The sequence below is a fragment of the Borrelia coriaceae genome (assembly GCF_023035295.1).
Taxonomy (GTDB): domain Bacteria; phylum Spirochaetota; class Spirochaetia; order Borreliales; family Borreliaceae; genus Borrelia; species Borrelia coriaceae.
Map to the genome: position 1 here is coordinate 14,876 of NZ_CP075099.1, position 24,515 is coordinate 39,390.

22 protein-coding genes and 2 pseudogenes are annotated in these 24,515 nt (G+C 26.8%); 11 read left to right on the plus strand and 13 right to left on the minus strand.

What is annotated here, in order from left to right:
* Nucleotides 1-89: 89 nt before the first annotated feature.
* Both bcCo53_RS08525 and bcCo53_RS08530 read right to left on the minus strand, forming a co-directional pair.
* A pseudogene (locus bcCo53_RS08525) lies at nucleotides 90-1,140 on the minus strand (variable large family protein).
* 141 nt (nucleotides 1,141-1,281) lie between these two features.
* A pseudogene (locus tag bcCo53_RS08530) lies at nucleotides 1,282-2,351 on the minus strand (variable large family protein).
* A gap of 154 nt (nucleotides 2,352-2,505) precedes the next feature.
* Here bcCo53_RS08530 and bcCo53_RS08535 point away from each other — a divergent pair.
* On the plus strand, nucleotides 2,506-3,384 hold the full coding sequence (locus bcCo53_RS08535) for a hypothetical protein (RefSeq protein ID WP_025408661.1): 879 nt from the start codon (nucleotides 2,506-2,508) through the stop codon (nucleotides 3,382-3,384).
* 379 nt (nucleotides 3,385-3,763) lie between these two features.
* On the opposite strand, the gene bcCo53_RS08540 is transcribed toward bcCo53_RS08535, so the two are convergent.
* The 6 genes from bcCo53_RS08540 to bcCo53_RS08565 form a co-directional block, all read right to left on the minus strand.
* Nucleotides 3,764-4,021 (minus strand): hypothetical protein, encoded by a 258-nt coding sequence (locus bcCo53_RS08540; RefSeq protein WP_025408660.1) that lies wholly within the window; start codon nucleotides 4,019-4,021, stop codon nucleotides 3,764-3,766.
* Nucleotides 4,022-4,151: 130 nt separating this feature from the next.
* Nucleotides 4,152-5,198: a variable large family protein gene (locus bcCo53_RS08545; RefSeq protein ID WP_038364892.1), complete on the minus strand. Its 1,047-nt coding sequence runs from the start codon at nucleotides 5,196-5,198 to the stop codon at nucleotides 4,152-4,154.
* Nucleotides 5,199-6,020: 822 nt separating this feature from the next.
* Nucleotides 6,021-6,572: a chromosome replication/partitioning protein gene (locus tag bcCo53_RS08550; protein WP_025408659.1), complete on the minus strand. Its 552-nt coding sequence runs from the start codon at nucleotides 6,570-6,572 to the stop codon at nucleotides 6,021-6,023.
* Nucleotides 6,573-6,675: 103 nt separating this feature from the next.
* Nucleotides 6,676-7,437 (minus strand): ParA family protein, encoded by a 762-nt coding sequence (locus bcCo53_RS08555; protein WP_025408658.1) that lies wholly within the window; start codon nucleotides 7,435-7,437, stop codon nucleotides 6,676-6,678.
* The gene (locus bcCo53_RS08560; protein WP_025408657.1) at nucleotides 7,413-7,973 is read right to left on the minus strand and encodes a DUF226 domain-containing protein; all 561 of its coding nucleotides are present in this window, start codon (nucleotides 7,971-7,973) and stop codon (nucleotides 7,413-7,415) included. Before bcCo53_RS08560 ends, bcCo53_RS08555 begins: the two co-directional genes overlap by 25 nt.
* The gene (locus bcCo53_RS08565; RefSeq protein ID WP_025408656.1) at nucleotides 7,957-8,643 is read right to left on the minus strand and encodes a plasmid maintenance protein; all 687 of its coding nucleotides are present in this window, start codon (nucleotides 8,641-8,643) and stop codon (nucleotides 7,957-7,959) included. Before bcCo53_RS08565 ends, bcCo53_RS08560 begins: the two co-directional genes overlap by 17 nt.
* Nucleotides 8,644-8,888: 245 nt before the next feature.
* Between bcCo53_RS08565 and bcCo53_RS08570 the strand changes: the two genes are divergently transcribed.
* Together bcCo53_RS08570 and bcCo53_RS08575 are read left to right on the plus strand one after the other, a co-directional pair.
* Nucleotides 8,889-9,209 (plus strand): hypothetical protein, encoded by a 321-nt coding sequence (locus bcCo53_RS08570; RefSeq protein WP_025408655.1) that lies wholly within the window; start codon nucleotides 8,889-8,891, stop codon nucleotides 9,207-9,209.
* 224 nt (nucleotides 9,210-9,433) lie between these two features.
* Nucleotides 9,434-9,595: a hypothetical protein gene (locus bcCo53_RS08575; RefSeq protein ID WP_155806847.1), complete on the plus strand. Its 162-nt coding sequence runs from the start codon at nucleotides 9,434-9,436 to the stop codon at nucleotides 9,593-9,595.
* Nucleotides 9,596-10,027: 432 nt separating this feature from the next.
* Here bcCo53_RS08575 and bcCo53_RS08580 read toward each other — a convergent pair whose 3' ends face one another.
* Nucleotides 10,028-11,035, minus strand: a complete 1,008-nt coding sequence (locus tag bcCo53_RS08580) for an Mlp family lipoprotein (protein WP_025408654.1) — start codon at nucleotides 11,033-11,035, stop codon at nucleotides 10,028-10,030.
* 206 nt (nucleotides 11,036-11,241) lie between these two features.
* Here bcCo53_RS08580 and bdr (bcCo53_RS08585) point away from each other — a divergent pair, with 206 nt between their 5' ends.
* Both bdr (bcCo53_RS08585) and bcCo53_RS08590 read left to right on the plus strand, forming a co-directional pair.
* Complete coding sequence (gene bdr, locus bcCo53_RS08585; protein ID WP_025408653.1) at nucleotides 11,242-12,015, plus strand: Bdr family repetitive protein; 774 nt, start codon at nucleotides 11,242-11,244, stop codon at nucleotides 12,013-12,015.
* A gap of 159 nt (nucleotides 12,016-12,174) precedes the next feature.
* Nucleotides 12,175-13,236 (plus strand): variable large family protein, encoded by a 1,062-nt coding sequence (locus bcCo53_RS08590; protein ID WP_025408652.1) that lies wholly within the window; start codon nucleotides 12,175-12,177, stop codon nucleotides 13,234-13,236.
* Nucleotides 13,237-13,421: 185 nt separating this feature from the next.
* Here bcCo53_RS08590 and bdr (bcCo53_RS08595) read toward each other — a convergent pair whose 3' ends face one another.
* A complete protein-coding gene (gene bdr / locus bcCo53_RS08595; RefSeq protein ID WP_025408651.1) occupies nucleotides 13,422-14,021 on the minus strand; it encodes a Bdr family repetitive protein in 600 nt (199 codons plus the stop codon).
* A gap of 528 nt (nucleotides 14,022-14,549) precedes the next feature.
* Between bdr (bcCo53_RS08595) and bcCo53_RS08600 the strand changes: the two genes are divergently transcribed.
* The 5 genes from bcCo53_RS08600 to bcCo53_RS08620 all read left to right on the plus strand — a co-directional run bounded on the left by bcCo53_RS08600 (nucleotide 14,550) and on the right by bcCo53_RS08620 (nucleotide 19,197).
* Nucleotides 14,550-15,632 carry a plasmid maintenance protein gene (locus tag bcCo53_RS08600; RefSeq protein ID WP_025408650.1) on the plus strand — a complete coding sequence of 361 codons (1,083 nt, stop codon included), beginning with the start codon at nucleotides 14,550-14,552 and terminating at the stop codon, nucleotides 15,630-15,632.
* 9 nt (nucleotides 15,633-15,641) lie between these two features.
* A complete protein-coding gene (locus bcCo53_RS08605; protein ID WP_028328190.1) occupies nucleotides 15,642-16,202 on the plus strand; it encodes a DUF226 domain-containing protein in 561 nt (186 codons plus the stop codon).
* A complete protein-coding gene (locus bcCo53_RS08610; protein ID WP_025408649.1) occupies nucleotides 16,178-16,930 on the plus strand; it encodes a ParA family protein in 753 nt (250 codons plus the stop codon). Before bcCo53_RS08605 ends, bcCo53_RS08610 begins: the two co-directional genes overlap by 25 nt.
* A 40-nt stretch (nucleotides 16,931-16,970) precedes the next feature.
* On the plus strand, nucleotides 16,971-17,501 hold the full coding sequence (locus bcCo53_RS08615) for a chromosome replication/partitioning protein (protein ID WP_025408648.1): 531 nt from the start codon (nucleotides 16,971-16,973) through the stop codon (nucleotides 17,499-17,501).
* Nucleotides 17,502-19,020: 1,519 nt separating this feature from the next.
* Nucleotides 19,021-19,197, plus strand: coding sequence for a hypothetical protein (locus bcCo53_RS08620; protein WP_155806419.1), 177 nt, complete (start codon nucleotides 19,021-19,023; stop codon nucleotides 19,195-19,197).
* Nucleotides 19,198-19,506: 309 nt separating this feature from the next.
* On the opposite strand, the gene bcCo53_RS08625 is transcribed toward bcCo53_RS08620, so the two are convergent.
* The 3 genes from bcCo53_RS08625 to bcCo53_RS08635 form a co-directional block, all read right to left on the minus strand.
* A complete protein-coding gene (locus tag bcCo53_RS08625) occupies nucleotides 19,507-21,783 on the minus strand; it encodes a type ISP restriction/modification enzyme (RefSeq protein ID WP_246938491.1) in 2,277 nt (758 codons plus the stop codon).
* On the minus strand, nucleotides 21,669-22,646 hold the full coding sequence (locus bcCo53_RS08630) for a hypothetical protein (protein WP_241766577.1): 978 nt from the start codon (nucleotides 22,644-22,646) through the stop codon (nucleotides 21,669-21,671). Before bcCo53_RS08630 ends, bcCo53_RS08625 begins: the two co-directional genes overlap by 115 nt.
* 138 nt (nucleotides 22,647-22,784) lie before the next feature.
* The gene (locus bcCo53_RS08635) at nucleotides 22,785-22,925 is read right to left on the minus strand and encodes a hypothetical protein (RefSeq protein WP_172641935.1); all 141 of its coding nucleotides are present in this window, start codon (nucleotides 22,923-22,925) and stop codon (nucleotides 22,785-22,787) included.
* Nucleotides 22,926-23,316: 391 nt separating this feature from the next.
* Here bcCo53_RS08635 and bcCo53_RS08640 point away from each other — a divergent pair, with 391 nt between their 5' ends.
* Nucleotides 23,317-24,363 carry a variable large family protein gene (locus tag bcCo53_RS08640; protein ID WP_025408647.1) on the plus strand — a complete coding sequence of 349 codons (1,047 nt, stop codon included), beginning with the start codon at nucleotides 23,317-23,319 and terminating at the stop codon, nucleotides 24,361-24,363.
* Nucleotides 24,364-24,515 lie beyond the last annotated feature (152 nt).

The following is a 24,515-nucleotide window of genomic DNA, read 5'->3' on the forward strand; positions in this document are numbered from 1 at the left end:
TCCTCAAGAGAAGTGCTTTCCTTAAACGACGTTATTATTCTGTTTAATTACTTCCGATTATTTACTTAACAAGATTAGCTTCAGTTGATTCACCAATTATCTGAATATCGTATTTTCTTAACAGCTTCTCTTACTTTCTCTAGATTACTTACTACTGCTCGCCTAATTATTATATCCAATACTCCTAGTATCTTATTTACAGCACTCGCAGCAGCTGTTTTAACTGCATCAGATTCATTATTAGAACTTTGAGCACTAAATTCACCTCCTTTAGTCATTGCTTTCAAAGCTACAGCTGCTGCCAGATCAGCAGTACTTTTTGCCCCAACATTGTGACTACTAGTGCTAGTAGCAATATCAGTAGCTAAGGCTACAACTCCATTATCATTACTAGCAGTAAGTTTAACATCAGTCTTAGCATTTTCAATCTTATTAATCATTGCCCATGGGTCTGTTTTTGACGCTGCTTCAGCTAACTTAGGACCAGCAGTAGCACCAACAGCTTGAGCACTATTTTTACCAACAACTGCAGCAGTAGCACCAGCACCAGAGGCATGATCTACTACCTTATCATCTTCAGTTCCTTTCCCAATTTTTACACCAGACTCTTTGGCAGTCTCAATTATTTCTTTAATCCCTTCAATAACAATTTTAACATCATCAGCAGAGGCAGCCTCAGGAGCACTAGATGTATCAGTATCACCAATCTTACCACCAGCTTTAGTTATACCAGCAAGTTTAGTTACAGAAGTAATTAATTTTGTAAAAACTTCATTAGCACTGCTAATAACAGTCTCAACACCTTTAGTATCAGCATGTGGAACAGAAATCATTTCTTTTGATAGCTTATCTAAGTTACCTTTAGTATCTTCTAACCCTTTTTTTACCTTTTCAAAGTGCTCTCCTACTACACTTCTCTTATCATCCAGATTTAACAGCACTAAATCCTAATGCATCCCCCATAGCATTACCAAAGAAACCAAAAATCTCTTGCAATCCGTGTCCTATCCTCACTAAAGAATCAGAAAAAATATTTTTCTTTTCAAGTTCTTCTATTCCATTATTACAAGAAAAGAACAGAGCAATAAATAATGTTGCACAAATACTTTTTACTCTAACATTTTTAATATTTATTTTCATATATTACGTGCACCCCTTTTTCCCTACTCCTTCACTAAAAAGGCTATACAAAAAAGAAAAACAACTTCCCCTAAATAGACAGAAAAGTGTTTTCTTTAAATGACTCTAATATTTAATTATGTATTTTTTATAGATAATTCTTTATTTTTTTACACTAGATTCTGCAGTAGCTGCATCCGAAAATTTATTCTCTTGTTTAACTGCTGCTAATGCTTCACTTATTGTTTTTAAACCACTATCAACAGTATTTCTTATTGCAACAATAAAAGTAGATAATGTCTTACTTACTGCACTAGCTGCTACACCATTGACTTGCATCAGCATCTTTAGCATTCTGATTAGCTGCGAATTTACCACCCTTTGCCATAGCTCTTAACGCTATACCCGCTGCTATTACCGCATCTTTTTTTGCTGGGTCTTTAATTTCTTTCTTATTATCAACAGCAGGAGCTATAGCAATCTCAGCTGCATCCTTGGCTTCATTAATTCCCTCACTAGAACTAGCAACAGGGTTTTCTTTAGCACAGCTATAGCCTTTAGTATATCAGCTCCGATTACTGCTCCAATACTTGCAGATGCCTTTGCAATATTTTCTTCTTTCGCATCAGCCTTACCATTAGCATGAGCAAACAGCTTACCAATGTCTTTTTTATCATCATCCCCTGTTTTAGTAGCACCTGCATTACCTTTATCTTTTAATACCACTTCAACAATTTTCTTAATCCCTTTAACTATAGAAACAATTGAATCCTTGTTAGCGGGATCAGCACCATGCCCAGCCGAAGTAGCATTTCCAATAGCCTCACCTATGGCCCCTTTAGCTGCTTCCTTAGAACCTTCTTCAACCTTTTCTAATGTCTCTTTAATAAATTTTTCAACCGCTTCTTTCACTTTTGGATAATTGCCATGTTTTTCAACAATATCATTTAATTTAACTTTAACAGATGTTATAGTTTTTTCAATATCAGTAAAATACTTTCCTATATCACTCTTTTTAGTATCAACATTATAATACCCAAAGTGTCAGTCACCATATCAGAAAAAGAAGTAAAAATATTTAAGAAGTCATTACCTAAATTAGCTAGTGAGGATAAGAAAGTATTTCTCTTCTCAAGTTCTTCTATTACTCCATTATTACAAGAAAGGAATAGAGAGATAAATAATGTTGTACAAATACTTTTTATTCTAATATTCTTAATATTTATTTTCATAATTATGTGCCTCCTTTTTTCCCTTTCCTTTAATTAAAGAGGCTAAACACAAAAAAGGAAAACATTATAAATTTGATAACTTCACTTTAATGCCTTATATTTACTAATAAGTATATGTTTAACAATAAATACTTATAACTAGGAGAATATCTTAATGAAAAATCTTTTACTTATATTTACATTATTAACTTTAGGAATAACATCTTGTAATGATGTTACTAAACCAAAGAAAAAACAAACTTCAAATCATATTCCAGATAATAAGTTGCATGAAATAGGAATTTCTGTATCCCCTAAAAAAAAAGAAAATACAACTCAAATAGAACATGAAAAATTAACACAAGAAAATATAAAAAGTTTACAAACGTTTCTTAATGACTCTCAAGACTATCATGATAATTTGAAAACTATTTACAATAGTCATATTAAATATATAAATGAAGTTATGACTTATACTCAGTGTAGTGAGGCTATCATGGTATTTTGCACTAGCGACACAAATTCTCAAATACGAATAAATGCTATTGAAAAACTTAATAACTCTAATCTTATTCAAAATTTACAAACTCTAGCAGAATCCATAAAAGATACTAATCCTCAAGAATTAAATAACTCAATTGAAACCTTAAAACAAGCTATAAATCAAGCTTATCTTGTAAAAGACAATAATGATACTAATGCATGGCAAACTATTAGAAATGCTGGTTCGGCTTTCATTATTACTATAAATAATGCAATAACAGCTTATATCGATGCCTTTGTTACAATTGTTTCTAAATTTGATTCTAATACTTTTATATCTGCTGCTCACTCTTTCGCTATTGCTGCTAAGACTTTCCATAAAGAAGTTAACATCGTAGCTTTTAACCCTATCGTTAATGCATTAAAAGGAATGGCTTTTCAACTAGACGATTCTATAAAACAAATAAAACAATATGCTATCAACTTGGATGACCATAACTACACTGGAGGAACAACTTTTGCTAATGCTATTGATTTACTAATTTATGCTTATAAACAGGCAGTCAATTAAACTAACTTATATATACAAATAACAGACTACATAAAATAAATAAGTAAGAGGCTTTATTATAGAACTCCTTACAATTAAATGCACATGTAAACTTTAAACATAAAAATTAAAAACTAAAAATATAGTCTATTCTCAATTCAATGAACTACATCAATTTTTTTAATTGACTTCAAAACACTACTAAAAGAATATTTTAGACAAAATAATTGCTACCAATTATGCACCTTTTATTTTAATATCAAATTAATTCTCAAAATTAACCTCATTACCTTATTAATAATTAAAATTAATCTTATAAAATCATTCATCTCTAGTTAGAAAAAACTTTATCAGAAACTATGTACTCATATACCAAGCAAAACTAATCTCATATGACGATTTAAAAAAGCGTTAACAGTGAAATAATTGCATATCTCCTGTTTTTTTTAGGATCCTCTTTAATACCTAAAACATCAATAACCACATCAGAAAAGGAAGACAAAACCTCTAAGAGGTTTTGTCTTAACTTAAATATAGAAAGTATAGACTCTTTTTCCTTCTGAAGTTCTTCTATTCCATTATTACAAGAAAGGAATAGAGAGATAAATAACATTGCACAAATACTTCTTACTTTAATATTTTTAATATTTATTTTCATATATTACATGCCTCTTTTTATCCTTTCCTTTAACTAAAGAAGTTAAAAATAAATAAGAGGAAACACATTTCATATAAAAAAGTGTTTCCCTTAATCTTTATTACTTAATTTACTTATTTCTTATTGTTTATTAATTAGAAATACCATCTTCAATAGTTACAGGAGTATCACTAGGATTAATTTTCATTGCTTCTTTAACAGTTTTAAGTCCTTCATTAATTGTTTTTCTTATTGCTATAGTTAATGTATTTAGTGCCTTAGTTACCGCACTTACTGCTGCCCCTTTAACTGCATCAGCATAATCACTATCAGAATCACTAGCATTAGCAAATTTACCACCTTTAGCCATAGCCCTTAATGCTATACCTCCTGCAATAACTGCATCATTTTTATTATCAGCAGCATTACCATTGCCTGTATTGTATTTAGCTATGGTAGCAGCTTTGCCTTCAGGACCTGTCGCAATAGCTTTTAGGATATCAGCACCTGTTACTGCCCCAACAGCTTTCGCTGCATCAGTTGCTGATTTCTTTGCTGCAGTACTAGAACCAGCATTGTTACTATCAAACAACTTGCCTGCAGCAGTTCCACTGGTTCTTGTCCCACCATCTTCAGCCCTTTTATCAGTTCCAGCATCAGGATTTCCCTTATCTTTAAGTACTACTTCCACAATTAATTGAATTCCCTTTATTAGACTTTCCATCCCATCGCCAACAACACCAACATTGCTACCATCGATATTACCAAGTAATTTTTCTCCATTAGCACCTTTCTCAGCATCACTTGCACCTCTAATTATTTTTTCAAATTTTTCATCAACTAATTCATTAACAGCATTATTTACTCTATTAACGTTAGGATTATTTGCAGATCTCATGTTCTCAACAATTGCATTAAGCTTACCCTTAATTCCTTCTACAGTCTCTTTTACTTTTTTAAAGTAATCTCCAACCTCAGACTTTTTAGTATCCTTATTAAATCCTAAAACACCGCCAAGTGAATCCCCAAAAGAAGCAAAGACAGATAAGAAGTCATTACCTAAATTAGCAAGAGAGGATAAGAATTGATTCCTCTTCTCAAGTTCTTCTATTACTCCATTATTACAAGAAAGGAATAAAGAGATAAATAATGTTGCACAAATACTTTTTACCTTAATATTTTTAATATTTATTCTCATATATTACTTGCCCCCTTTTAACTAAAAGAGATGAATTTCCATTAAATTACTTTATTTCATTATTGATAATGCCTTATTGCTGTGAAATGGCTGTTGTTCTTGTTGCACTAATAAATTTTGCCGATTTATTTTCCTTTATAACTTCTATGAATAAGCTATCTATACTGTTGGATTATTCTCTCCATCTATATTAGAAAAAACTTGCATAAGTATCAACTTCATTTCCAATTGATAAGCACAGCTATAATAAAATAGCGATTATAAATACCTTACACATTTACCTGCAGACTGAAGAAGTGTGTTTTTCTCCTTTACTTTTGTTAAGGTTCATTTTTTTGTATATATCGATATATCAAATGATCCTTTTATATACCTCTTAGAACTATAAAATGGTGTTATAATAATGTTCAATAAAAGACCATCAAAATTTTTTAAGGTTGGATATTACACAAAATCAAGAATATCTATCAAACTCAATAGTATAGACATTTTCGATTTCTCTTATTATTTTATTGCCATCTTAATACTTAAACTCCATATCCATTAAGTCAATTACTTTACTTGCCATAATTGTTTTTTTTATGAAATTTAAAGAACAAAAACTCAAAATAATACATACATTTATCTGAAAAAAGTAAAATATTCTGAAACTAATGATAAAGATACTTAAATCAAAAGTGGGCTTTATTAATAATTTAAAACTAAGATTATTAATAAAACCCACTAAAGGTCACATAATTTCCAATTAGGATTATATTAAAATGATTAAATACAATCTGAACAGAATATTACAACAATTATCTTACTTTTTCAAGCAACAAATTATATTCTTTGATTCTTTTTAATCGACAAACCAAAATATTCCTTCAACAATTTATCTAAATATTTTCTATCAGTTGCAAATAGTTTATCTAATAAAAACCCTGTAAATTTTGCATTCTTCTTATAGAAATCATAACTTGCTTGGCTTTTAAGCTGAAAACGCAAAGGTTTGATTGTATTTTGTTTTGACTTTTTGTTATTCATCTCTTTTGCCTTTATATTTCTATAAACTTCTATCATTCCCTTATCTTTAATCTCTTTTATACTCAAACAACCTTTCAAAACTTCTTCATACACTTTTAAATATAAATAAGCTTGTGTTTTTGCGATTAAAAATCCTTTAATAAAAGAATTAAAACTTTCATATCCATCAATACGATAAAGTTTTTTATCTTTTATATTGTATAATATTTCCATTATTTGAATTTTATTTTCAATATCATTGACCATGCTTTTCTTTAAAGCATGTTTATAATTTTCATATTCTTCTTCCTCTGAAATATCCATTAAACCCTCTTCTCTATCATTTAAAACAATTGTATTCTTTAACATACCCAAACCTCCTTTTGAATAAAAATTAAAACTGTCCCTTAAGTAACAAAAATCGAAAAGTTCGCTTGCGAACAACTATGGGTTAGTTAACTAACAAATTTAACTAAATTTTTAATATATTCTTTAAAGATTCTAAACCTTCTTGATAATAAGCCTCCTTGGAGCTAGGTTCCTGTAAATTATTTGTAAAAACTTTTATTTTATTATAAAAATGAATTTTTCCTTTAATATATCTACCATATTTATTCTTAATTGAATTCTCTATACTTTTAAAAGTATTTCTATTTTTCATAAACTGATTTTCTACTATAGAAATATCAATATCTTTACCTATATACATAGAAATTCTTTCGATGTATTTCATTAATATGGACAAGCTTTCAACAGAAAATCTCTCAACTTGAATAGGTATCACAAGTCTATCCGTAATATTTAAAGCATTATCTAAAAGTGAATCTAAATTAGGAGGAGTGTCGATTATCACATAATCAAAATTATAATGGGACAAAGAGTTTGTTAATCGATGTTTTAAACAAAGTTCCTTATAAGATGTGTTTTCCTTATTGAAAAGGTGTAAATTAGGATGAGAAGGTATAAGATATATATTTTCATGTATCTTACTCAAATACTTATCTAAACTAAAATTTGAATTTTCCTTTAAAAGAGCATAAACATTATTTCTGCTCAAGTTCTTTACATACTTAAAAAAATAACTAGTTAAACTATTCTGAGGATCAAAATCTATGACTAAAACTTTTTTGCCGATATCTTTTAAGATATAACCAAAAATAATGGTTAAAACACTTTTACCAACACCCCCCTTAATATTTGCAATACTAATTATCTCTGGTTTGTTCTTATCCATCTGGTTATGATACCCCCATTTGGCAGTTTCTTGTCATAAAATTTATATACTTCTTTTTCTAAGTTAATAATTCGTTCTAACAGATTTTGAGCATAATTTTTCTTAAACTTTTCTTTGTTTTTTAAGGCATGGATTGCTTTTATATAACAAAAGATACTGCCCTTTTTAAATCTAAATTCTATATAATAAGGCCTATATATAGGTGAAGTTTCAATGGTTTTTGTGACATTATCTTTATATTTAAGAAATATTGGTTTTGTTAATCTTTTAAATCCATAATACATGCCTAAAAATTTATCTTCATTTTGTTCTTTAAGACTAAATAAATGAAATGCACCCTTTTTATCAATGTCAAATAAACTCCTTAGAGAAATAAAAAATTTACCCTTTTCCTTTTTGCTACTCCCAAAAGCAAATATATCATTAAATATTTTTGTATAGTAAATTGTTCTGGTATTTTCACTTTCTATTTTAGAAAATACACTATTTAATTTGCTTTTACCTTTGATTTTTTCTAGTTTATTTAATAGGTTCATTGTATTTAGTGATGTTCATAATATGTAAATTTTTATAATTATTTAACCATTCTTTTGTTCTTGATATATTATTTTCATATCTTTTCTTGTTTATGTTTTCTTCTATTTTATCTAAATATCTCATTGTTTTCCATTTAGATGTGTTGTTTATTAGACAATCGATGGTATTTGTGTTTTTTTGTTTTTTATTATTGTTAATAGTTATATTATGACTGACATTTTTAGTTGCATTTTGGGATTTAAGAGTTTTAACTCTCTTATTTTTGAGACATTCTTTTTGTATTTCTTTTGTACATTTGAATATTTTATTTGCATCATGTTCTACAATTTTTTCTTTGGCTTTAAGTGCTCTTTTTAAGTTTTTAACACTGTATTTCGTTATTGTATATCTTATATATGTTCCATTTCCTTCTCCCAGTCTTAATAAAGTTTTTTTAATAATGCCTTTATTACATAAAAAAGCTAAATCTTTTCGTAAAGTTCTGAGTGTAATTTGTTTAAGGTTGTCTTTCACTAGGAAGATGTTTAATGCATTTAGAATTGTTGTTTGATTGTATTTAATTGCGTTCTTTTGAAAGTATCTAGATATTGATATTATTTTATAATATCTAGCATGATATTTTTTTGATGGAATTTGATAGTATCTTACCTCAAGATTTGTATTTTTCACTTATTTGCTCCTAATTGTATTTATAATTATTTTCATAATACATGAGTTTTATTGAAAAGTAAATATAGTGTCAATTTTTTATTATACTCTTTTTTATTTAACAAAAAAGAGTATAATAAAAAATTGACAAAAACAATTGTTGTTATAGCATACTTATTTAGTAATTCATAAAGTAGAAGTTAAGTATAAGTATAATAAAAGTGAGTGAGGTTAAGGTATAACGTCTTGGTTTATACAGTCAAAAAATGTTTGAAGGTCTTGAAACAGTTGTATATCAAAGTCAAGAAAGGCTTAAGGGTAAGCAAAATAACATAAGTAAAATAAACAGAATAGGTAGTAAGCTACCAAAAATTGGTAAGAGTGAATGTTTTAAGTTTAATAGTAAAGTTGATTTTAGTGTTCAAAGACAATCTTTAAGGCGTATGGGAGCAGCAAGTGAAATTGGGAACATGCTTATTGGTACTGAAAGTGTTTTAAAACTTGTTCTTGAAAGGATTTTAAAATCTCTAGGTAGGGCAATTTCATTTCAAGATAATTTAAGCATGTTAAAAGACAGGGTATTATAAAATTTAGCATTTGATGAATTTGTGTGTATATATTGATAATATCGAAATTTTGTATGAAAATAAATATGCTAATGGTGTAGATAATATATAATTACTTCAAAAAGTATAATGAAAAAGACACTTTATAGGTTTTACAATTGATTGTTGGTTTGTTAGTAAAAAAGGCGAATCAGAGTTATTTGAGATTAAATGCAGTGATTCTATTTATCTAAACAGTGCTATTCTTGAGTATAATAAAACCGGTAATTTTCTATAAAATAAATAGTTATGTTCAAGTTCAAATGCAGCTTGCATGTACGGGTTTAAGCAAGAGTAATTTGTTCTTCATTATAGGCAATGACGCTATTAATTGTGTAATTGCTAGGAATGATGATTTTATTGAGTAAGGTGATGTTTCAAGACTGGAGTTGGAAGTTAGTCGTATTGCTTTAGATGCATTAAGTATGTTTTTTTGCATGTACTTGTAGGAGTAGATTTTTTTAAAAAAAAGTATATAAATTTGTATACGGAAATCGTATCAAATATTTGTATGTGCGGTTAAAATTTGGGCGTGTGTTATTATATGCAAAATCTTGCTTTAAGATATTTTTATATCTTTGGTTAAGGCTTAATAGTATATTTAGCCTACTATTTACGAATACTTATTAACTTTCTTTTGTATTTATTATCTTTTTGTTATTTTTGTAATAAGTTTAATTTATTCCTTCATTTATATTTTATATTTATCTTTTGGACAACAATGTATAATTGTGATTATATTAATTTTTGTTTTTTTAAATATTTTTTTTAACTTTGGATTTGTTCATATAATTGTTTGTTTAGCTACCATTGCTACATTTAATAGTAACTGTGTTTGGTAATTTGCTTACTGTGTCCTCATTGATTTCATTTGCGCCTAAATATGACTCTAATAATGAGTAAAAATCATCAATACTTTTTTGATTTCCATTACACTTTGAAAGTTCATTATTTATATAATCCAGTATGGGTTTAGTTATTGAATAACTTAATCTCATAAAGTCAATGTATTTAGAAGAGTATATTTTGCCGCCCTTTGGAGTAAAAATTGGTATGATTATCTCTTGTATTGTTTTTATTTGATTATCATTAAATCCTAATGCAGTAAGAGAAGGGTCTGTAGAGTTGTTATGAGTATTGTAGTTTGCGTTATATCTTATTATATGGCTGGCAGGGAAAATTAATTCTGATATAAGATATTTAAATATATCTTCATTTGTATTTGTATTCTGATTAGGTGTTGTTATTTCCATTGGTTTTGTAGGATAATGAGGTATACCAAACATTTTGTATAGAAGATCTTTAAAGGAATCTGTTAGTGTTTGTCTTTGTTTTTCAGAATCGTCAGATTGTCCTTTAGAAGAGTATATATCATTTCTACCGTTACATGTATTTGATAATACACAATCAATGGTATTTACTATGAGTTGTTTAGTAGTGGTTTTTTTTGCTTGTGTTGGTTGTATATTTTCGAATATATTGTATGCATATTTAAAATGTTCAGCAAGTTCTTTTTGTTTTTGTAGATCTTTTAATAGCCAATTTTCAAAATTTTTGTATTTTTCTTTGTGTTCTGTTGTTAATTGTTGATCTTTTTCTATAATTTTATTAAATGCTTGAATTATAGTATCAAATTTAATTTGTTCATCAGCAGTTAATGTATTTTCTTTTGGTTGTGAACTATGCTGAGTCTTAGTAGGATATTGTTTCATGGGATTGTGGCTACTAAGCGTAGGATTGTTATTTCCACTACAACAATATAAAAGTAATGTATGACAAACTATTATTAGTTTTATGAATTTGTTCATCTAATGTTCCCCTTATTTAATATTAGATTTAATCTAAATTATTATATATTATAATTTGATAATTGGTCTATATAATTAATTGTTATTAGTTGTTTTTGTAAAGTATGTTATTTAATTTAATTAAGTGTTATTTTAAAATGTTTTTTATTAAGATAAGGTTTATATAATGTATAAGATTTTATATAATAAACAATAAGGAGATTTATATGGGTTTACCACAATCAGTAATTACGCAGCAAATGGTAATAGCAGAACTAGTTAAAGCAGGTATAAATAGGGAAATTGCAACAGATCTATCTTATAGATATTATAAAAATGAGCTTACATATAAAGATCTTGAGTATTTAGAGACTAACTTTGGTGTTAATTTTGATAAGTTGTTAGATAGAATAAATGGAGTTGAAAAACGGTTAGAAGATAAGATTAATGGTATAGAAAATAATTTAAATTTAAAAATAGAGATGACAGAACGTAGTTTAAAATCGGAGATTGTATCTGTAAGAACAGAATTAGATAATAAGATAGAAAATTTAGAGAGCAATCTGAATATAAGGATAGATGGTGTTAGAAATGAGTTAAGGTCGGATATAAAAGATTTAGATAACAAGATATGTACTGTAGAGAGTAATCTTAATTTAAAAATTGATACTAAATTTGGTGAACTTGATAATAATATAAAAAATGTGGAGAGTAATCTAAATGTAAGGATAGATAGTGTAAGGAATGAATTAAAGTCTGATATAAAAGAACTTGATAATAGGATAGATGTTAAGTTTAGTGAATTAGATAATAAGATAGAAATTAGTAAGATGGAATTAGATAGTAAAATTAGTATTATTGAGAATAATTTAAATATAAAGATAGACAAGTCAATTTCGGATCTTAAAGGTGTATTAAAGTTACATGGTTGGATGTTTGGGACGATTATTACCATAAGTTTAGGTATATTTTTAGCATTAATATCATTGTTGGTTAAGTAGGTTGGGTATTAATATATACTAATTAAAACTATTCTAGAAATAATATTTGAATTAATATATATTCGTCTCCTATCAACAATTTTTATCAAAAAAATTCCTCTTTTTTAAAAACTATGCACTATATTTCAATTTATATAATTTAAGGAGAGGAAATTTATAATGAAAAATCTTAAAAAACCTTTGAGTGTTATTGCTATGATGTCTATGTTAACTAGTTGTGAACTCATTGCTGACTCTATTTCTAATCAAAATGGAATTTCACTAGAAACTCTAACAACAATAGCTACAAATCAAGAAATAACAAACAAACATGACATTTCACTAGAAAACTTAACAAACAAAATACAACAAGCTATCCAAAACATAGATATCAATAACCCATCTACAAACGAAATTATTGAAATATTCAAAAAATTTTCCATTGTTAAATTTGAACCTAATAACAAAAGAAACGAAATAGGCACTCACTTCAAAAAAACAGCAGAAGGACTAACAGTTCTTAAAAATGCATTAAAAGAAAAAACTAAAAACAATGATAATATCATTACAAACATTGAAAAAATAATAAATGCTATAGAAAAATTAGCTGAAACTACTGATAATAACAACACTGAAATTGGCGCAATTAATAATACAGGTACCAAAGCTGCTCTTATTTCTAATAAAAATAACGTTGAAGATATCATCAACAGAATAAAAGAAATCATTAAAATTGCAAAAGAAGCTAAAATAAACATTGAAGCAAAAACTAATAATAATATTACTGGTAATAATATTAACTCAATTGCTGCCATTAACGGTGGTGCCGGTGCCGATCTTAAAGGCGGAGGTGCTAACGAAGAAGACGTTTCCAAACTTATTAACGTAATATCTCAAATTGATGCATTAGACATACTTAATAAAATAGAAAACGCAACAACAGATGTTGACAACAAAGGATATATTAAAGACACCAATAACGATGCTGGACAATTAATCGTTGGTAGAACTAATAACACTAATGGTGTCGGTGCAAAAAGTAACGCTGACTTTGCTGCTGCTATTGCACTAAAAGCTATGAGTAAAGACGGCAAATTCGCTGGACATAAAAATGGTAATAACACTGAATATGCAAAAAACATTCAAAAAGCTGCAGCTACTGCCATTAGCAAGGTAGTAACCGCAATCGACACAATTATTATAGATATATTAAACGCTGAACTTAATAAAATTAAAAAATAAATATTAAACAAAAATAAAATTATATAAAGAGTGCTAATGTAAAATTATATTTTCTTTTTTACATTAGTGCTTTTATTTTAAAGTTAAACAAAAAAATTACTGACTTTGACATAAAATTGTCATCTATAACATGAATTTAATTAGAAAATTCCTTAATGTACATTTACTTATTTAAAAATAGTGACTCATTTAAAGATTAGTGTCAATAAAATTCCTACACATATAGTAATAATTGTTCCTAACATCCAATTATGCACTTTTAATGTACTCCTAAACTCTGACGCTGTCTTATCTATCTTATTATCCAGTTCCATCTTGTTAAGGTCTATCTTATTATCTAGTTCACTAAACTTAGTATCTATCTTATTATCTAAATCTTTTATATCTGACTTTAATTCACTCCTCACATTCTCTATTTTTACATTTAAATTACTCTCTACACTATCTATCTTATTATCTAGATCTTTTATATCTGACTTTAATTCACTCCTCACATTCTCTATCCTGTTATCTAACTCATTAAATTTAGTATCTATCTTATTATCTAAATCTTTTATATCTGACTTTAACTCACTCCTCACAGCTATAATTTCAGACTTTAAAGTACGTTCTAACATTTCTAATTTAACATTAAAGGTAGTCTCTAAATATTCAAGATCTTTATAAGTAAGTTCATTCTTATAATATCTATAAGATAAATCTGTTGCAATCTCTCTATTTATCCCTGCTTTAATTAATTCGGATATCACCATTTGCTGTGTAATTACTGGTTGTACAAGTCCCATATAAATCCCCTTATTTATTATATAATATCTGATACATTAGAGATAGTCTATCAGTAACATATATGTTACTGATAGACTATCTCTAATGTATCATCATTAATCTTAACATCTCATTTGTACGTATAAATACCTAAACAGAAACATCTTTAGTCCTTGCAACCTTAAAAATATTTAAACCTTTAATATCAAAAATTGATTTTACACTACTATCAATCTTATTGTTAAGCTTAAAACACTAAAATCTACTCATTACTAAAAGCTTAAATCCTATTTTACTTACCGTTAAGCTACTCTTAACTCTAATATGCCACTACTTCAAAACCGCCAAACATCTTTTGCCTGTATCAAAAAAGATATTTCATCCTAACGTTCACATCATTATCATTTATTTTTGTCATATTTATATTCATATTTAACTTTTAATTAATTAGCTATACAAAAAAAATATTTTTACCAAAAGAACAGTTTACTTTTTAGTCAATATTAAGTTATTATGAATAATATAAATTCATAGTACAGGAGACTAATATGAGTAACACAAAAAAGCCTATAAACAAATACCAACACAAATTAATTGTTTTAATATCAACATTAAATTACGCGAACTCAAACCTAGATCAGTATACCCAAAGCGACATACTTTATTATTTCAATAATAATATAAAAAAAAATGGTCAAGAGCCTGTTAAACTTAAAACACTACAAAACTATCTTTACAAACTAGAAAAAATATTTAAAGTAACTAATAACTACCATAGACATTTAGGCGTAAATATGGGTACTGAAATACACTATGAACTTAAATACAATAAAAAAGCATGTTACTATATAATCAATAAACACTTTAGGGAAAAAAAAGAGACAAGGCATAAAGACCGTGTTAATGCATATCTCAAAAAACTTTACACTAAAAATAGTAGTGTAGAAAAAGAGGAGTGTTATTATAATACTTATAATAAAAAAGAAGAAAAGAAAAACAAAAAATTTATAGAAAGATTACAAGTAAAAAAATATGCTAAAAAATGCAATTTCAAGACAAACGCCTTCTTCACTATTTTGGATTTAGAAACAGAAAAAATTTTCAAGATTAAAGCATTGAAAGCGATCAAAAAAGCCGAAGATAACGTATACAATAAAATTAAACAAAAAAACGACAAGCTACAAAGTAAACAAAAAAAATTAAATAGAATATTGAGCAATACAAGGACTAGTCTGAAGAATGAAGGATATGATAATAAACAGTTAAAAATACAAGTAGAAAAAGTATATGAACAATATAAAAACAAACCCCACTTTATCATAGAAAACAATAAATACAATGATTTAGAAAAGATAATAAGCAAACTTAAAAACACAGTCAAATATGTTTTAACAGATTCTAAAGGAGAAGAAAAAAACATTAGGAACAATATATTCAGTATACTCATTGAACAATTAAGACATATAAATAAATCAATTGTAGTACCGATATTAAAAGATTACTTGAATAAACAAAAAAAATTGACATACAATAAGGTATTTAACAACTACTATTACTATGAACTTTTAAAATTAATAGAAAATGATAAAGATTATCCAGAAAAAGGAAAATTTAAAAAGATTACAAGTTAAGGATTAGTGATGCAAAATGTATTAGAACGCCTCAAAAAAAAAGAATTAGAAATTAAGGGAAAAAGAGCTAAATCCATCTTCTCCAAAATAGAAAGTAACAACAGTAAAACATTATATCATACAAAAATTATGATGGATTTCTTTACATTTGGGGTAGATAAAAGACAAAAATATAAGTTTTTTATTGCATTTAGGGGTTTATTTAATCAATCGAAAGTAGAACTTTTTAGTTTATTTGCTTTGAAAGATGATGATAAATTTTTAGGTATTTATTATGGTTATAGGAAGCCAATACAAAATCTCGTAACAAGATATGAAGAAAATGGAGTTACAAAGTCATCTACATTTTCAAAAGTTTATTACGTAGAATTTAGATTTAAAAAAGGCAGTGTATTTTGTTATATTAAAGGAATTGCTTACTTACTTAAAAAGGAAAAAATCGATACGAAATATTACAAATCTTTGTTAGAAAAACTTATAAATCTAGAAAAACAAGTATATGAATTCTACAATGAAAAGTTATCAGATGGGAGTTTTATAAATAAATGGATAATAAAAAGACAAAAATAATAACTATTGCTTCAATTAAGGGAGGTGTTGGGAAAAGTACAACTTGTTTAATATTTGCGACTCTTCTGGCAAAAGATTATAAGGTGCTTTTAATAGATATGGATACCCAGGCTTCAGTTACTAGTTACTTTTTTATGGAAATAGAAAAACAAAATATTGATTTAAGAACTGTTAATATATATGAAGTTTTAAAGAATAACCTAGGCATTTGTGATGCAATAATAAATATTGAAGGCAATCTAGATTTAATTCCTAGCTATTTAAGCCTGCACAAGTTTAATAAAGAAGCTATAACATTTAAAGAGATTAAATTACAAAAACAACTGCAAAATTTAGCACTAGATTATGATTATATAATCTTAGATACTAATCCGAGTTTGGATTATACTTTGACCAATGCTCTTGTAGTTAGTAACTATATAATAGTACCTATGACTGCTGAGAAGTGGTCTGTTGAGAGTTTGGAGCTTTTAAATTTTTCTGTCGATGACCTAGCTATAGAAATTCCTGTTTTTTTAATAATAACAAGATTTAAGAAGAATAATACACATAAAGAGTTGTTTAATTTACTTAAAGAAGATAAAAATTTTTTAGGATTAGTATCAGAACGAGAAGATCTAAATAAAAAAATAGCAAAAAATGATTCATTTAATTTGAATAAAGATTATATATTGGAATATAAAATTATATTAAATAATCTTTTAAAAAGAATTTTAATGTCCAGTTAACTGGACATTATTTTTTAGCGTAGTCATAAAGGAGTCATAAATGGATATTATAATAAATAAAAGAAATTTAGAGACAGTTGATGAAATGAAAAGTTATTATAATAAACTAAAACAAAAGTTAAAATCTAATTTTCAACAAGAAATTTATTATAAAATGGAAGCTATAAAAATTTTAAAAGAAATAAAGGATAATGAATATTATAAATTAGATGGGTATAGAATCTTTGAAGATTTTATTAAAGATTATAAGTTAGCAAGAAGTCAGGCTTATGATTATTTAAAAATAGCAACTGCTTTGGCAAATGGAACTTTAGAGGAGAACTATGTCATAGAAAATGGAATTACACAGACGATTGCATTTTTGAGAACCACATCAAGTAAATTGAAAAAGTCCAAATACAACCTGATAAAACCATTACATTTGCAACTGAAGAGTCAAGAAAGTTATGATTTTTATAAGAAAAATGCAAAATTCACAGGTTTTATATTAGATATTCTTTTTTCAAGTAAAAAGGATTGGCTGAAGCAATTACAAAGTGAATTTGAAATTTTCAATGAGAAAATTAAGTAAGGAATATTTATAAGTAATTTAGCGTATGAAACGTATAGAATAGAAGATTTTTAGGAACAAGATTTATACTCAAAAAGTGTTTAGATTTCATTTTACTTCATAATGACAATTATGATATTGAAATTTTAAGAGAAAAAAGTAAGTTCACTTGACCAATAGACCGTTAGTTTAGAGAATAACTCAAAAAAAGAGATATTAGCCTCTATCGAAGTAGAGTTAAAAGGAGATATCTCTACTTTAAAGAAAGAGTTATGCAATACAAGACAACAATGTAAATTTAAAGGGAATGAATGAAAAGAGATGATAAATTTTGATACAATACGTTTAAGATGGGAAATAGTGTATTGAATTTATCTTACTTATAATAATATTAATCGTTACTTCTATTTTTGTGTACATAATGATAAATTTTTTTGGAAAGTAATAATGATATAAAAAACCCAAGCTAGTTGATTTTATTTTGGATTTGGTGTACGATAATTATCGTTAGTAGTGCTATTTATTTGAGTACTACCTGTACTATGATCATTTCAAGTAGCCTTTAGAGCTTAATTAAGAACTCTTAGTGGAATTCTTAATTAAGCTCTAAACTTTTATTTCAAGTTTTTGTAAATTCAATGTTTTCTAAAGCCCTTATTAATTTTTTTGTTAAAAGTATTGTAAATTTGTAATTTTTTTATATTTACCTATTTTTAAATATTCATGGTACAAGAGTTAAATATGACAAATAAAATAACAAAAAATGCAAAATACAAATAATATAATAAAAAGTAATATATTAAATACTGTTAATACAATAGAGATATAATGAATGCAAATTCTGTTATGGTAATCGTTATAGTTTCTGTATGCTACATTAGTAAATGTTACAAGAATATATCTATATGGAAAGATAAACAAATATTTATGTTCAGGCAATAAACAGTTAGTTGTTTATGTGGAAATTTACCAGGTCCAGTGCTTGAGAATATATCATATGTAAGAAAATAATTAGAAGATGTGGATTTCATTTCTGAAGAATAAAATATAAAAAAATATAGGTTACTAGGACTAAATTAAGAGTAGTTAAAAAACCGGATGCTAAATCAAAGATGGAAATACAATCTGTTAATTATTATTTTATGCTTCTTAGCAATAAAACACTTAAATATGGTACCTGTCAGGTATTATTGCAAGCATTTTATTCAAGAGTCTAAAAAGATACATTTATAGTTCGGTGATATTTCTTTTAATAGTTTAAAAATAATAGATAAGTTTTTATTTCAATTACAATAAAGGTGATGATTCTAATATACTTGATTACTTTTGTACTAAGCCATAGCTTAAAACTATAGAATGTTGGACTATTATACTTAATAAGTATTTAATAGATACTCAGTCTAATTCAGAAGTAGTAGAAGGATTGTCTAAATTCTTAGTAAATATAAAACTAGGAGCATAGTGTTCTTGGCTTTTGTTTCCTTTAATTCAAATCTTTGTTAGTTGTTTTTCTAAATTGATAAGGGGTGGCACGTAATGTATGAAAAATAGAATAAAAAGTATTTGTGCAACATTATTTATCTCTATATTCTTTTCTTGTAATAATGGGATAGAAGAACTTGAGAAGAAAAATCATTTCTTATCCTCATTAGCTAATTTAGGTAATGATTTCTTAATTGTTCTTACTTCTTTTGGAACATGTTTGTGGGTGTTTTAAGTTTCAGTATTCTATAAAAAATCTGAGGTGAGAATATCTTATTAAAAATATTAAAGAGACTGTATAAAGAACTGAAAAAAGCTTTTGAGAGAATTGTTACTGATATGAAGAATGGAAGTAATCCTACTGCTGTTACAGTTGATGCCATTGTAAGCAAATTCTTTAATGAAAACTTGATAATATAATTGAAGACGTTCTAGAAGTAGTAAGTGGGGCAGCAAGTAGTGGTGTTATTGAGAGTGATGTTTTATAAGGTATTTATATTATTGCTTTGTGATAAAATGATAGTTCGGTTTATAATTTTCAATTTTAAGTATTAATTTCCTGAAGTTTACAAGTTATTAAGTCAATTTGATTTTGAATATCAATTGTATAATGAATCACTCGAATAACCTTTTCAAGGTGTTCAATTTCATCAATATTTAATTCTCTACCTTTTCTGTACTTTAAATAATTTTTAATTACTTGATAATTTCCGATAACAAATTCATATACATTGCAAGGTACATTTGTAAATCTGCTGTTATTATTATAAATAATTTCTTTTGTTTCTTTTATGTATTCAATTTTTTGTACAATGTGTTTTTCATTGCTATTTGATATATGCGTACCAATACTTTGATCTAATTTATTCGTATTTTTTAGTAAGTGAGCGTTTATTAAGTTAGTTCCTAAATGACTAAGTTTTTCAAAGGTTTCAACTGAATCTACAAAAATGATTTTAGGAAAATCTATTTTTAAAAATTCATAAAATTTAACTCTATAGATATTTGAATTGAGTATTGCATAAATGTACCCTAATATTTCTTGTGGCTTAAATTGTTTAGGATATTTATCATTAATAAAGTTTCTAAAACTTTCTTTGAAATTTTCTTTTAGGGAACTTTCTAAAGATTTTTCTTCTTCTGTAAGAAATAATGGAAAAAAATAAGATTTACTGGAAATACAATCTCTATTGACAAGGATAAAAGAAATGAAAGCATGTTTAAATCTATTTGTTGACAGGAGTCTTGTTGTAACTAAACTTATATTATTATCAATATTTAGTATATGTTTCATTATTTTATAACATGGACAACTTACAACACCTTTGCTGTTAGTGTAGTAAGTAAATCTATTATCGAATGGTTTGTAAGCTAGTTTTTTAACATATTTTGCATCGATATTTGTAGATTTTAAAAACCGCTGAACTATTGGCAACCTCCAGTCTCTAGAGTCCCTCTTTAAATTATACTTATTTCTTGCGGTTTGTTCATCAAGATAAGCCAAGTCATTTAATTTATTTAAAAGTTCTTCTTTGGTGAAATCAACTGCTATTTTATCTTTTTGGGTTTCTACTCCAATATTATATTCCTTAAATATCTCTTTAATTGAGATTCCTTCTTTGTAAGAATTTTCATCATCTAAATTGTTTTTAACAAAGAAATAATAAGGAGCTTTAACATTAAGTTGTTCAAATTCAATACTAAAAATATCATTTGTACTTAAAAATTCATATTTTTCCAATCTCTTTCCTTTAAGGCTCTTGTAAAAAACATTAGCAAATTCATTTTTCTTAGTTGAATCTTTATATTTAACAAATATGCTAATCGCCACACCCGTTTGTATATCAAATACATTTTCATCATTACTACCATCATCTGTTTGTTCTTTTTTCCTTAAGTTACCATGCAAATTAATAATATAAATTTCATCAAAAGTTTTAAGTAAATGATATCTCATTCCTCTAAATATTATATTATCTAAAAATCCATTATTAGTAATAATACCTAATAAACCTTCATCAGCATTTTCAATCTTATGTTCTGAAAATCTAATAAATTTGACATAATCATCATTTAATGAAATTATTGCCTTTTCATTGAGTGGTATATTGTCTATTGTTTTATAACTTTTAATTAAGTTTAGGATATAAGCATTATTATTCTTTGATCCTGCATTGTAAGGCGGATTGCCAAGAATTACCAAAATTGGTTTATTTTTAATCTCATTAACAATTTTATTCTCTTCACTAATTGTAGGAAGGAACGCTTTAAAACTTTTCTGATTTGAGATTGTTGTTAAATCAAGAGTATTTGTTAAGAATATTTGTGGTTTTGACTGTTCAATTTCAAACTTGAAATTACAAACCTCTCTTAAGTATTGAGATAATTTCAAATGAGCAACCGCATATGGAGCCATTAAATATTCAAAACCATATATATTCTTAAGCACATGTTCATTGATGTAGTCTTTTTGTTTTCCAGTTTGCTTTGGAATTTCTTTTAAAATGCATTTAATGACTTCAAGTAAAAATGTGCCAGTACCAGTAGCAAAATCTAGCACAGTAACTTTATTCCTATTTGCAAAACCATTCTCTAAATTAAAATTACATTTTAAAGTTTTATTCAGACTACTCACAATAAAATTAACAACTGAATGTGGTGTGTAATATACCCCCTTACTTTTCCTTAAGCTTTTGTCATATTTAACTAAAAAGTCTTCATAAAAATATAGATATGGGTCTTTTGTATGTTCACCATTTGAGTTTTTATTTTGAGTAAATGAAAATTGTTCAAAAATTGTTTTAGAATCAATGTTATTAATATCATTAATAACATTGATTCTAAAATCCATTTTATATTACCATATTCATTACTAATTGCAATATTATCAATTAGTTTTAGTATATCTTGTATTAATGCAAAATTATTAGGTATGAACTTTTTAATATTGTCAAAATCAATTCTTAAATTATTTGTATTATTTAATTTCGCAAGAAAAAATCCATATGTAATAGTTTGTGCAATTGAGTCTGCAAACTCGTTAGCTTTGAGCTCATTGTTATATATATTCTCTTTAATGATATTATAAGTTCCTACTAAAGTACTTTGTTTTTTTAAGTCTATATACAAATTCAAATGTTGTTCTACTAAATCCTTTAAAGTTTTTGTTCTTTTTGCAAGTAGACTAGCTAACTTTTCAACACTTTTAATCTTTTCAATAGGGGCTTTAAAAAATTCGTTTAAAATACTTATAACTGTGTCTGACTTAGTCTGATCGATTTTTGTATTGATTTTTTTTAAATCAGTTTTAAATACTAAGACTTCTCTTAAGTCAATATTTCCATTTTTTATCCATATAAACTCAATATAATTTGTAAGTAAGATATTATTTGATAATTGTTTGTATTTGTCAATTTGAGGGCTCTTTAATGTGTCATCCAAATTTTGTTCAATTTTTTTTACTTCAATATAACCTATTATGTTTCCGTTATTTCTAATAATAAAATCGGGAGCGCCCAAACTTTCTTTGTGGCGCTTGGGCTCGTGTTGAATTTGGATGTTTGGATTTGGTTTAAGTTCATTAAGCAGCTTTTCCAAATATGATCTATCAGTAAATTCTGTTTTATCTTCTATAGCAGTGTTTTTTAGATTATTTATGTACTCTTTAATTAACTTTTTATCCATTCATATAGTATGGCTCTTCTTTTGAGTTTTTTCAAATTTTTGATTTTTACTAATTTTCATATTAGAGGTATGAAAATTACGATGTTAGACCTTATAATATAAGCAGACATTATACGTGAGGGGGGGGTAGAATATACTTTACGAATTTAAAGTATTTAAGAGATGTAATGAGTATATTCTTATATATATTTTCTTTGGTTTAGCTGTGTTTTTATTATCATATTTATTTAAATCTGCTTGAATCTTTTGTGATTTTGATGTGCAAATATTTAATTGCATTGTTCTTGTTTGAATAACTTTTTACATTAATTTAAAATTATTGGATTTTTAATCCATTTTTCTGAAATATTTTTTTATGGTCTTTTTAATCTGTTTTTGTTATTGGTATTATTTTTACATTTTTCAAGCTCAGTGTGTACATGTTTAAATATGTCTGCGATCTTAAATTTATCGAAACTTACAAATTTGTTGAATCTTCAATGGGGATAGTTATTAAATAATTTATGAAAATTAATTCTCATCATACTACTGTAACTATTGAAGCTAAAAATTAATAATCGTAATTAGTCATACATATATAACTAGATAATAAATTCATAAAATGAAAACAATTTACTCTCTATTTAGGGATAGTTGTTTTTCTAAATTGATAAGGGGTGGCACGTAATGTATGAAAATAAATATTAAAAATATAAATATAAAAAGTATTTGTGCAATATTATTTATCTCTTTATTTCTTTCTTATAATAATTCAGGGGAGAGTGTAGATGCTGAAAAAAGGTTAACTGAAGTACTAATGGATGTAGGTAAAAGTACTGAGAATGCATTTTATTCTTTTATAGAGTTGATCTCAGATACATTAGGTTTTAGAGTAACTACAGAGACAACTAAGCAACAGGTAGGAGATCATTTTAAAAAACTAGGTGAAAAGCTTGGTGAAGCATCAGTAGAATTAGAAGCATTAGCGAAAAAAGCTGAAGGGGAAGGAGCTAGAGATGGAGAAGGTTCTGCAGATAGATCAATAGCCTTAGCAATTAGAGAAGCTGTTGATGCAGCTAAGATTACTTTAAGCACATTAAAAGGCCATTTAGATTCTTTAAAGGATATAGGTAATGGTGAGAAGGTAGGTTGGGCAGCATCAGCAGCTGCAGGAGTAGCAGCAAGTGGAGGTGAATTGAAAAAAGCTACTGATGCTTTAAAAGGAATAGTAGAATTAGCAAAAAAATCTAAAGCCATCACAGAATTAAAAACATCAGATATAGCAGTATCAACAATAGGAGGCAGTAATCCAGAACACGGAATTAGAATATTAGGAACCGATTCTCCAACAGCAAATGATGAAGCAAAAGCAACAGCGATAATATCTAAAGTCAATGGAGAAGAAATATTGTCAGCAATAACTAGTTCAAACGATAGTGATACAATATCAAGCAATGTAAATGGAACCACAAGTGCAATAGCATTTGCAAAGGGAAGTACTGTAAGTAATTTAGCACAAGGTACTGCAACGGTATCATCAGTGTCAGGAGGAATCGCTCTACGTTCGTTAATCAAAGGTGGCAAATTGGGAGCAACATCAAACTTACAGGTAGTATCGCAAGGTGCAGGAACAATGGCTGCTAATAAATTAATAGGAACAGTGGAAGAGTTAATTAAAAAGACAATAAAAATAACACTTGATACAATAAAAACAGTTGTTGATAGAACAAGAAAATAATATAACTAAAATTAAAAATTAAACATAAGATAGGTATTTGTAAACCTTCTTATGTTTGGTTATTTGAATTCAAAAAATTAAAATCAATATGTTATCTATTCTTTAATAGAGAGATAGAATATATAAGCCATTTTTATGGTATATATCTAATC